This window comes from Bacillus sp. 05T31 (assembly GCF_056396725.1).
The window spans coordinates 1-8,225 of record NZ_JBFTMA010000178.1; the positions used below are offsets into that span (position 1 = coordinate 1).

An 8,225-nucleotide genomic window follows, 5' to 3' on the forward strand; every position below is an offset into this window, starting at 1 on the left:
AGATTAGGTTGGATCGTATAGGAGACGTTCCTTCATTAACAATTACTCCACTTGATGGTACTGATACAACATGAAAGTGGAATGTTAATGACGAAATTTCGCTTAGCTTAAGTGTCTTGAGCCGAATCTAATATTGCAAATATAAATGCAACAGGATSAATTGCTGCGAATACAACATATACCTCTGTAAATATTACAGGTACTGGTGATACGATTTATACGAGTGCTGTAGGGTTACAGATAGATTTAGCGAAAGCGAGATTAATTGCTACAAAATCAGTAACTGTAAGTTGAGCTTATAAAAAAGATTGCTATAAAATAGCAATCTTTTTTTACGAAGGGTATTTTGTTAGTAAAGATTGATAATGAGAATAATCAATCTTTTTTTCTTGTAGTTTTTTAACTAAAAATTTATGATCACGCTTTGGTGTGGCGATGATATATCCTTTAATAATTAAATCTTGTGTAATTTTAGAGGCATTTTCTTGTAATGCTAGTTCTCCGATTTTGCCAGCAATTTTTGACTTAGCAACATCGCGAAATAATTCCGGAACGGGACTTACTAGTTCTTCTAACAATTGTTTTTGTTCGTCAGCCCATAAGTGTCTTGTTTTATTAATATAGTGATCTTCCCAATCCAAAATGGACATACCGTCTTCTTTTGGCAACCGTTTTAGGAATTTTCTGAACATAAAATATCCACCAATGGACATAAGCCCTAATAATACAACAGTCCAAACGACTATAAACCAACTAAACCATCCTTCAAGCAATTGTATGCCCTCCTTTAACGAAAGCAATATTTTGTATTTTATTTATATTATAAGCAATGAGATTCATAGAAAGCAAGAACGCTTGATCATTTTGACCAAGCGTTGTGATTTAAACGAAGTATAGTTGTTCAACACATAAAATATCATTGTCATTTTCTACATATTCAATGATGAGTGTGCCAACTTTACGATCTTTATCTTCAGTTGTGAAAATAGAGTAAGAAGTAAAACGTGTTGTTGATAGGCCGCTTATATGTGTAGGTAAAGGAATGTAGTCGTTATCGCGGAAGAATTCCATCAGTTCAATATCTTCAAATTCTTTTCGGTCAACTTGTTTGTTTGTATAGCGGCGTTGAAGTTGTTTTAAAGATGCATTCCAAGAAATTGCTTTTGTGTCGTATACCATTGTTCTATCTCCTTACTGTATGTAATTATTAAGAACATACGTTCTAATCTAGTATACTCTTTTTATAAGAAAAGGGAAAGCAAAAAATAATGTAAGCTTGGATTTCCAAGCTTACATTATTTTGCGTCCGTCATAATCTCTATTTTTTATTATAAGTTAGATAAGAATAAGAAACAAGATGATATATATCTTGTTGATAGTTTTCAAAATTCTGTTTATTATTTATGTAWTACAGTACAAGGGAATGAGAGRGATGACATACGTAATTTCACTCCAAGGACCGATGGCAAGTGGGAAAACAACATTGGCAAAAAGGTTAGAGCAATATGAGCTTTCARTTATATAYGAAAAYCCWTATCCAATTGTAGAAAAAAGAAAAGAATTACATTTAGATATGAACTCAAAAGAGGGGTTTATTACRAATCAAAAAATGTTTATTGAAGCAAAAATAAAAGAGTTTCAAAATGTGAAAAGTTCAGTCRTGATTTTTGAYCGYGGGCCAGAAGATATTGAATTTTATACACTCTTTTATCCGAAATTGATAGGGAAAGAGTGGGGTATAGAAACAGAATTAAAAGATGAATTGTATAAATTAAGAGAATGCCGTTCGGATGCAATTTTTTATTTAGATGTTTCGAAAGAGAGTTTGTATGATAGGAGAAATAATGATAGGACAAGAAATCGAAGTACATTTGAGGAACAATTTAAATTAGTAGAAGTTGAAAAAGAATGGTATAAACAATTTCCCGTAACTTATGTAGACACTAATATATTATCAGTGGACGAATTAGAGGCATATTTTATAGGGTGGCTAAGGGAGAAAAGGCTATGAAAAAAATATTATTATTCGTATACCCGACATTTGCAGAGTTTGAAATAACGGTAGCAACAGCATTGCTGAAAAAGAAATATGAAATCATTACAGCGGGTTTAACAAAAGAAATGATTATAAGTGAAACAGGCTTACAAGTACAGCCGCATATAGAATTAAGTGAAGTGCGTGTAGAAGAATATGAGGGGATTATCATTCCGGGCGGAGATGAAATACATATGAAAGAGGCGAAACTGCTTTTTTCAGTTATTCGTCAATTTTCTGAGCAAGGAAAATTAGTGGCAGCGATTTGTGCTGGACCGTATGCGTTAGCAAGGGCAGGTTTACTAAAAGAAATCTCTTATACAGTGACCATAGATTATCAAAAATTAGATTGTTTTCCAGTAGAAAATTTTGTGTATACAGAAGTTGTACAGCACGCAAATATTATTACAGCACAAGGACATGCATTTGTGCCATTTGGACTAGCGATTGCCTCCTATTTTGGAGTAGTGAATGAACATAATACAAATTTTTATAGTGGAAAGGGCAATATAATGATGGAGAATCTTTTACCGGAAAACGTGTAAAAGCTAGCGAATGCTAGCTCTTTTCTTTTTTACATCGATAAATCACTAACGTTTTCGGATCGCGCCATATACCGTTATGAAATGATAAATCATTTTCTATTTCTTCTTTTAGCCATTCCTTCATTTCGGTGTGAAGGGACATATTATCAGGTATATTCAGCGACGGGAACATGCTAGAAATATAGTTAACGATTGGAGTGGCATGATGAAAAACAAGTGCATTATGAATAATTGTTTCTTCAACAGTTGAAAAAACAGAGTGTAATAGATCTTTACCATTTTCTAAACAAAATGGAGCTACTGACGGTGATGTTTTTGGTAAATCAAATGTGACTAACATTTTGTTACACATTTCATCTATACGAGGTAATGAAACTTTAGAATTTGTTGTAGCTAAAAGGGCGCCGCCAGGACGAATTATCTTATGGAATCCTTGAATAGTTTTTTCGACATCTTTCATGTGGTATAACATATGCCTTGCGATTAGCAGGTCATAACAATTAGCTTCGAAAGGAAGTTTACTAGCGTCACCGAGTTTCCATTCAATCRTATTATTCGTTATAGCAGCTTCAGAAAGCATAGTTTCGGATTGATCAAAACCAGTTAGATGTCCTTTATGACCATTAGTTTGCAAAAGGGAAAGAAATTTTCCGTTAGCACACCCGACCTCTAATATTTTTTCTTCACCTTGGAGTTGTAAATGTTCAATGACGACTTCATCTACATTCACTTGTTTTTCTTCGTAATGTTTATGCGTATCGATACGTGTTTGTAAATGGTTACTTACGTTGTATTGGCGTTTTACATCATTCATTTTTTCACATTCCACCTTTATGCAAAATTGCTGAATCGCATGTGTTAATACATCTGTTTTATTTAAACCTTCGTAATGGAGTACGTCTTCAAACCTTGTAAGTAATTTTTCTTCAATYCGAAAATGAATATCTTTTCGCTTCGCCACTGAAATTTCGCCCCTTTGYATCTGTTAGTGAGACTATAGCACGTCTGAAAAAAATCTGTAAATAAATTGTGTACACAAGTACAAGTATGAGAGGGATAAAAAATTGCTTGAATAATATTTTAAACTATTGACGATTTAACCGTTTTCATATATTCTTAAATTAAGTAATATTCAAATAATTCAAAAGAAATGAGAGAGTCACATGCTTCTTCAAGGAACACATCGAATTGGTCGTATGGCCATGCTGTTGGCACTTGCGGATGAGAATGAAAGTCCCGTATTATCTATTCCGAAAGGTTGGAAATATTGTACTGGGAAAGTTGGTTCTATGAATTCGCAAAAAGTAGTAGCAGCAATGGAAACAGCGGCTAAGAGCAACCGAGTTATTGAAACAGATGTTTACAGAGAAACACATGCACTTTATCATGCAATTATGGAAGCTTTGTACGGAGTGACGAGAGGTCAAATTCAGTTAGCAGACGTTCTTCGTACAGTAGGACTTCGCTTTGCGATTGTGCGCGGTACACCATACGACGGAAAAAAAGAAGGCGAATGGGTTGCTGTTGCACTTTATGGAACGATTGGTGCACCTGTAAAAGGATCTGAGCATGAGGCGATTGGTTTAGGAATTAATCACATATGATTTGCCCATAGTCTATTAGTTAGAAGGGGGCCTTATTTTTTAGGACAGAAGTCTGTCTTAAAAAGATAAGGTCCCCTTTTGCCTTTATAAGGAGGAAAAAGAATGATTACGTTAACAGGACACACATTGACAGTTGAAGAAATGAAGAGGTTGTTACTTGAAGGTGAAGGTGTAACAGCTTGYCCAAMTAGTATGCAAAAAGTGGCAGAGTGCCGCGAAGTWGTYGAGAAAATTGTAGAGGACGGAAAAGTCGTTTACGGTATTACAACTGGATTTGGAAAGTTTAGTGATGTRCTTATTCAAAAAGATGATGTAAAAGCACTTCARCACAACTTAATTCAGTCACATGCGTGCGGAATAGGCGATCCATTCCCTGAAGAAGTATCACGCGGTATGTTGATTTTACGAGCTAATACGATGTTAAAAGGAGTATCGGGTGTTAGACCACTTGTTGTAAACATGCTTCTTGAGTTTGTAAATCGTAAAATTCATCCAGTCGTTCCGCAACAAGGATCACTAGGAGCGAGCGGTGATTTAGCACCTTTATCTCATCTTGCTCTCGTTTTGTTAGGTGAAGGTGAAGTGTTCTACAAAGGAAAACGAGTTCATGCGATGGTTGCTCTTACAGAAGAAGGACTTGAACCTATTGAACTTGAAGCAAAAGAAGGTCTTGCGTTAATCAATGGTACGCAGGCAATGACAGCGCAAGGGGTTCTTTCTTATATAGAAGCTGAAGCAAGTGCTTATCAATCAGAATTAATTGCATCGATGACAATGGAAGGATTACGCGGCATTATTGATGCATTCGATGAAAATGTTCATAAAGCGCGTGGTTATAAAGAGCAAGTCGAAGTGGCAAGCAGAATTCGTGATATTCTTCATGATAGTAAACTTGTGACAAAACAAGGAGAACTTCGTGTACAAGATGCATATTCACTTCGTTGTATCCCGCAAGTTMACGGTGCTTCTTGGCAAGTTTTAAATTATGTGAAAGAAAAATTAGAAATTGAAATGAATGCAGCAACAGATAATCCACTTATTTTTGATGGCGGTGAAAAAGTAATCTCTGGTGGTAATTTCCACGGACAACCAATTGCATTTGCAATGGACTTCTTAAAAGTAGGGATGGCGGAGCTTGCAAATATTTCAGAGCGCCGTATTGAACGCCTAGTAAATCCGCAATTAAATGACTTACCACCATTTTTAAGTCCAGAACCAGGACTTCAATCAGGTGCCATGATTATGCAATATGCAGCGGCTTCACTCGTTTCAGAAAATAAAACGTTAGCTCATCCAGCGAGTGTAGATTCAATTCCGTCTTCAGCTAACCAAGAAGATCACGTAAGTATGGGAACAATCGCTTCACGTCATGCGCATCAAATTATTCAAAATGCAAGACGCGTTCTTGCAATTGAGATGATCTGTGCGATGCAAGCAGCAGAATATCGCGGAATTGAAAACATGAGTACAGTTACAAAAACGTTCTATCATCAAGGTCGTCAGCAAGTGCCTTCTATTACAAATGACCGTATATTCTCAACGGATATTGAAAATATCGCGCATTGGTTAAAAACGAATTATTCAATAAAGGAAAGATTGGATGTAAATGCAGCACTATAAAACGAGAAAAGGGAGAGATTGAAATGGAAAAAGTACAACAAACAATTCGTGCGGCAAGAGGTACTGAGTTACAAACGAAAGGATGGGTTCAAGAAGCTGCACTTCGAATGTTAATGAACAATTTAGATCCTGAAGTAGCTGAAAAACCAGAAGAATTAGTTGTGTATGGCGGAATTGGCCGTGCAGCTCGTAATTGGGAAAGCTATCATGCAATTGTTGATTCATTAAAAACGTTAGAAAACGATGAAACGTTACTTGTTCAATCAGGAAAACCGGTAGCGATTTTTAAATCACATGAAGATGCGCCTCGCGTTCTTTTAGCGAACTCAAACTTAGTACCGAAGTGGGCGAACTGGGATCACTTCCGTGAACTAGAGAAAAAAGGTCTTATGATGTACGGACAAATGACAGCGGGTAGCTGGATTTACATTGGGACACAAGGGATTTTACAAGGAACATATGAAACATTTGGTGAAGCGGCACGTCAACATTTCGATGGTTCATTAAAAGGTACTGTAACGATTACTGCTGGTTTAGGTGGCATGGGTGGCGCACAACCGCTTGCTGTAACGATGAACGGCGGTGTTGTAATTGCTATTGATGTAGATAAGCGTAGTATCGATCGTCGTATTGAAAAGAGATATTGTGATAAGTATACAGAATCATTAGAAGAAGCATTGGCTATTGCAAACGAATATAAAGAGAAGAAAGAGCCTATTTCAATTGGATTATTAGGTAATGCAGCAGAAATTTTACCTGAGTTAGTAAACCGTAATATTATCCCTGACTTAGTTACGGATCAAACTTCTGCCCATGATCCATTAAACGGTTATATTCCAGTAGGTTATACAGTAGAAGAAGCAGCGAAGCTTCGTGAAGAAGATCCAGAACGTTACGTACAATTATCAAAAGAAAGTATGAAAAAACATGTAGAAGCAATGCTTGCAATGCAAGAAAAAGGCGCGATTACATTTGATTACGGAAATAACATTCGCCAAGTTGCTTTCGATGAAGGATTAAAAAATGCTTTCGATTTCCCGGGATTCGTTCCAGCATTTATCCGTCCATTATTCTGTGAAGGAAAAGGACCATTCCGCTGGGTAGCACTTTCTGGTGATCCAGAAGATATTTATAAAACAGACGAAGTTATTTTACGCGAGTTCGCGGATAATGAACATTTATGTAATTGGATTCGTATGGCACGCCAGCAAGTTGAGTTCCAAGGTCTTCCATCACGTATTTGTTGGCTTGGTTATGGGGGTGTTGTTCGTCACGTTGATGCAGGCTATGACTTAGCGGTTCAAACTGCGAAAGAAAAAGGCGTTAACATTCCAATGATGAAATAAGGAGGAAGAAACATGCTGGACACTTTACTAATAAATATCGGTCAATTACTAACAATGGATCAAGAAGATGGCTTGTTAAGACGGGAAGCGATGAATACGCTTCCTGTTATTGAAAAYGGTGCGGTTGGAATTGAAAATGGTGTAATTACTTTYGTTGGAACAGCGGAAGAATCTAAAGGATTACAAGCGAAAGAGGTTATTGATTGCGGCGGAAAAATGGTTTCTCCTGGTCTTGTTGATCCGCATACTCATCTTGTATTTGGTGGATCTCGTGAAAATGAAATCGCGCTAAAACTACAAGGAGTTCCGTACTTGGAAATTTTAGAACAAGGTGGAGGTATTCTTGCAACTGTAAATGCAACGAAACAAGCGTCGAAAGAAGAACTTGTTCAAAAAGCTAAATTCCATTTAGACCGTATGCTATCTTTCGGAGTTACAACTGTAGAAGCGAAGAGTGGTTACGGATTGGATGATGAGACAGAATGGAAACAATTAGAGGCAACTGCACAATTACAAAAAGAGCATCCAATTGATTTAGTTTCAACATTTTTAGGTGCTCATGCAGTTCCGAAAGAGTATAAAGGAAGATCGAAAGAGTTTTTACAATGGATGCTAGATCTATTACCAGAAATGAAAGAGAAGCAATTAGCTGAGTTCGTTGATATTTTCTGTGAAACAGGTGTGTTCTCTGTAGAAGAATCAAAAGAATTTTTATTAAAAGCGAAAGAGCTTGGCTTTGATGTGAAAATTCATGCAGATGAAATCGACCCTCTTGGTGGTGCGGAAGCAGCGGCTGAAATTGGTGCAGCATCAGCGGACCATTTAGTTGGCGCTTCTGATAAAGGAATTGAAATGCTTGCAAACTCTAATACAGTAGCGACTTTATTACCAGGAACAACTTTCTATTTAAATAAAGAAAGTTTCGCACGCGGCCGCAAAATGATCGATGAAGGTGTTGCGGTTGCTTTAGCTACAGATTTTAACCCAGGTAGCTGTCCAACTGAAAACATTCAGCTTATTATGAGCATTGCGATGCTGAAACTGAAAATGACACCAGAAGAAGTTTGGAATGCGG

General features: G+C 36.7%; 9 protein-coding genes. 6 read left to right on the plus strand and 3 right to left on the minus strand.

The features are described 5' to 3' along the window. Positions 1-332: 332 nt before the first annotated feature. Positions 333-773, minus strand: a complete 441-nt coding sequence (locus AC1DJR_RS13150; RefSeq protein WP_061674208.1) for a DUF2621 domain-containing protein — start codon at positions 771-773, stop codon at positions 333-335. A gap of 109 nt (positions 774-882) precedes the next feature. Beyond that, positions 883-1,179, minus strand: coding sequence for a hypothetical protein (locus AC1DJR_RS13155; RefSeq protein ID WP_002033506.1), 297 nt, complete (start codon positions 1,177-1,179; stop codon positions 883-885). A gap of 253 nt (positions 1,180-1,432) precedes the next feature. Here AC1DJR_RS13155 and AC1DJR_RS13160 point away from each other — a divergent pair, with 253 nt between their 5' ends. Both AC1DJR_RS13160 and AC1DJR_RS13165 read left to right on the plus strand, forming a co-directional pair. Continuing rightward, entirely contained in the window at positions 1,433-2,011 is a 579-nt protein-coding gene (locus tag AC1DJR_RS13160; RefSeq protein WP_477002774.1) for an AAA family ATPase, read from the plus strand. Beyond that, positions 2,008-2,580: a DJ-1/PfpI family protein gene (locus tag AC1DJR_RS13165; RefSeq protein WP_002167821.1), complete on the plus strand. Its 573-nt coding sequence runs from the start codon at positions 2,008-2,010 to the stop codon at positions 2,578-2,580. Before AC1DJR_RS13160 ends, AC1DJR_RS13165 begins: the two co-directional genes overlap by 4 nt. A gap of 13 nt (positions 2,581-2,593) precedes the next feature. Here the strand turns inward: AC1DJR_RS13165 and AC1DJR_RS13170 are convergent, their stop codons facing one another. Next, a complete protein-coding gene (locus AC1DJR_RS13170) occupies positions 2,594-3,541 on the minus strand; it encodes a class I SAM-dependent methyltransferase (protein ID WP_477002775.1) in 948 nt (315 codons plus the stop codon). Between the two features lie 202 nt (positions 3,542-3,743). Here AC1DJR_RS13170 and hutP point away from each other — a divergent pair, with 202 nt between their 5' ends. The 4 genes from hutP to hutI all read left to right on the plus strand — a co-directional run. After that, positions 3,744-4,184 carry a hut operon transcriptional regulator HutP gene (gene hutP, locus AC1DJR_RS13175; protein ID WP_000926519.1) on the plus strand — a complete coding sequence of 147 codons (441 nt, stop codon included), beginning with the start codon at positions 3,744-3,746 and terminating at the stop codon, positions 4,182-4,184. A gap of 102 nt (positions 4,185-4,286) precedes the next feature. Next, positions 4,287-5,804, plus strand: coding sequence for a histidine ammonia-lyase (gene hutH / locus AC1DJR_RS13180; protein WP_477002776.1), 1,518 nt, complete (start codon positions 4,287-4,289; stop codon positions 5,802-5,804). Between the two features lie 23 nt (positions 5,805-5,827). Further along, complete coding sequence (gene hutU / locus AC1DJR_RS13185) at positions 5,828-7,150, plus strand: urocanate hydratase (RefSeq protein ID WP_477002777.1); 1,323 nt, start codon at positions 5,828-5,830, stop codon at positions 7,148-7,150. Positions 7,151-7,162: 12 nt separating this feature from the next. Beyond that, positions 7,163-8,225 (plus strand): imidazolonepropionase (hutI, locus tag AC1DJR_RS13190; RefSeq protein ID WP_477002778.1); only part of this gene is annotated, 1,063 nt, incomplete at its 3' end.

Excerpts from the sequence above, each read along its gene's own strand:
- AC1DJR_RS13155 (WP_002033506.1), bottom strand. The coding sequence starts at position 1,179 with ATGGTATACGACACAAAAGCAATTTCTTGGAATGCATCTTTAAAACAA.
- AC1DJR_RS13165 (WP_002167821.1), top strand. The coding sequence starts at position 2,008 with ATGAAAAAAATATTATTATTCGTATACCCGACATTTGCAGAGTTTGAA.
- hutP (WP_000926519.1), top strand. The coding sequence starts at position 3,744 with ATGCTTCTTCAAGGAACACATCGAATTGGTCGTATGGCCATGCTGTTG.
- hutU (WP_477002777.1), top strand. The coding sequence starts at position 5,828 with ATGGAAAAAGTACAACAAACAATTCGTGCGGCAAGAGGTACTGAGTTA.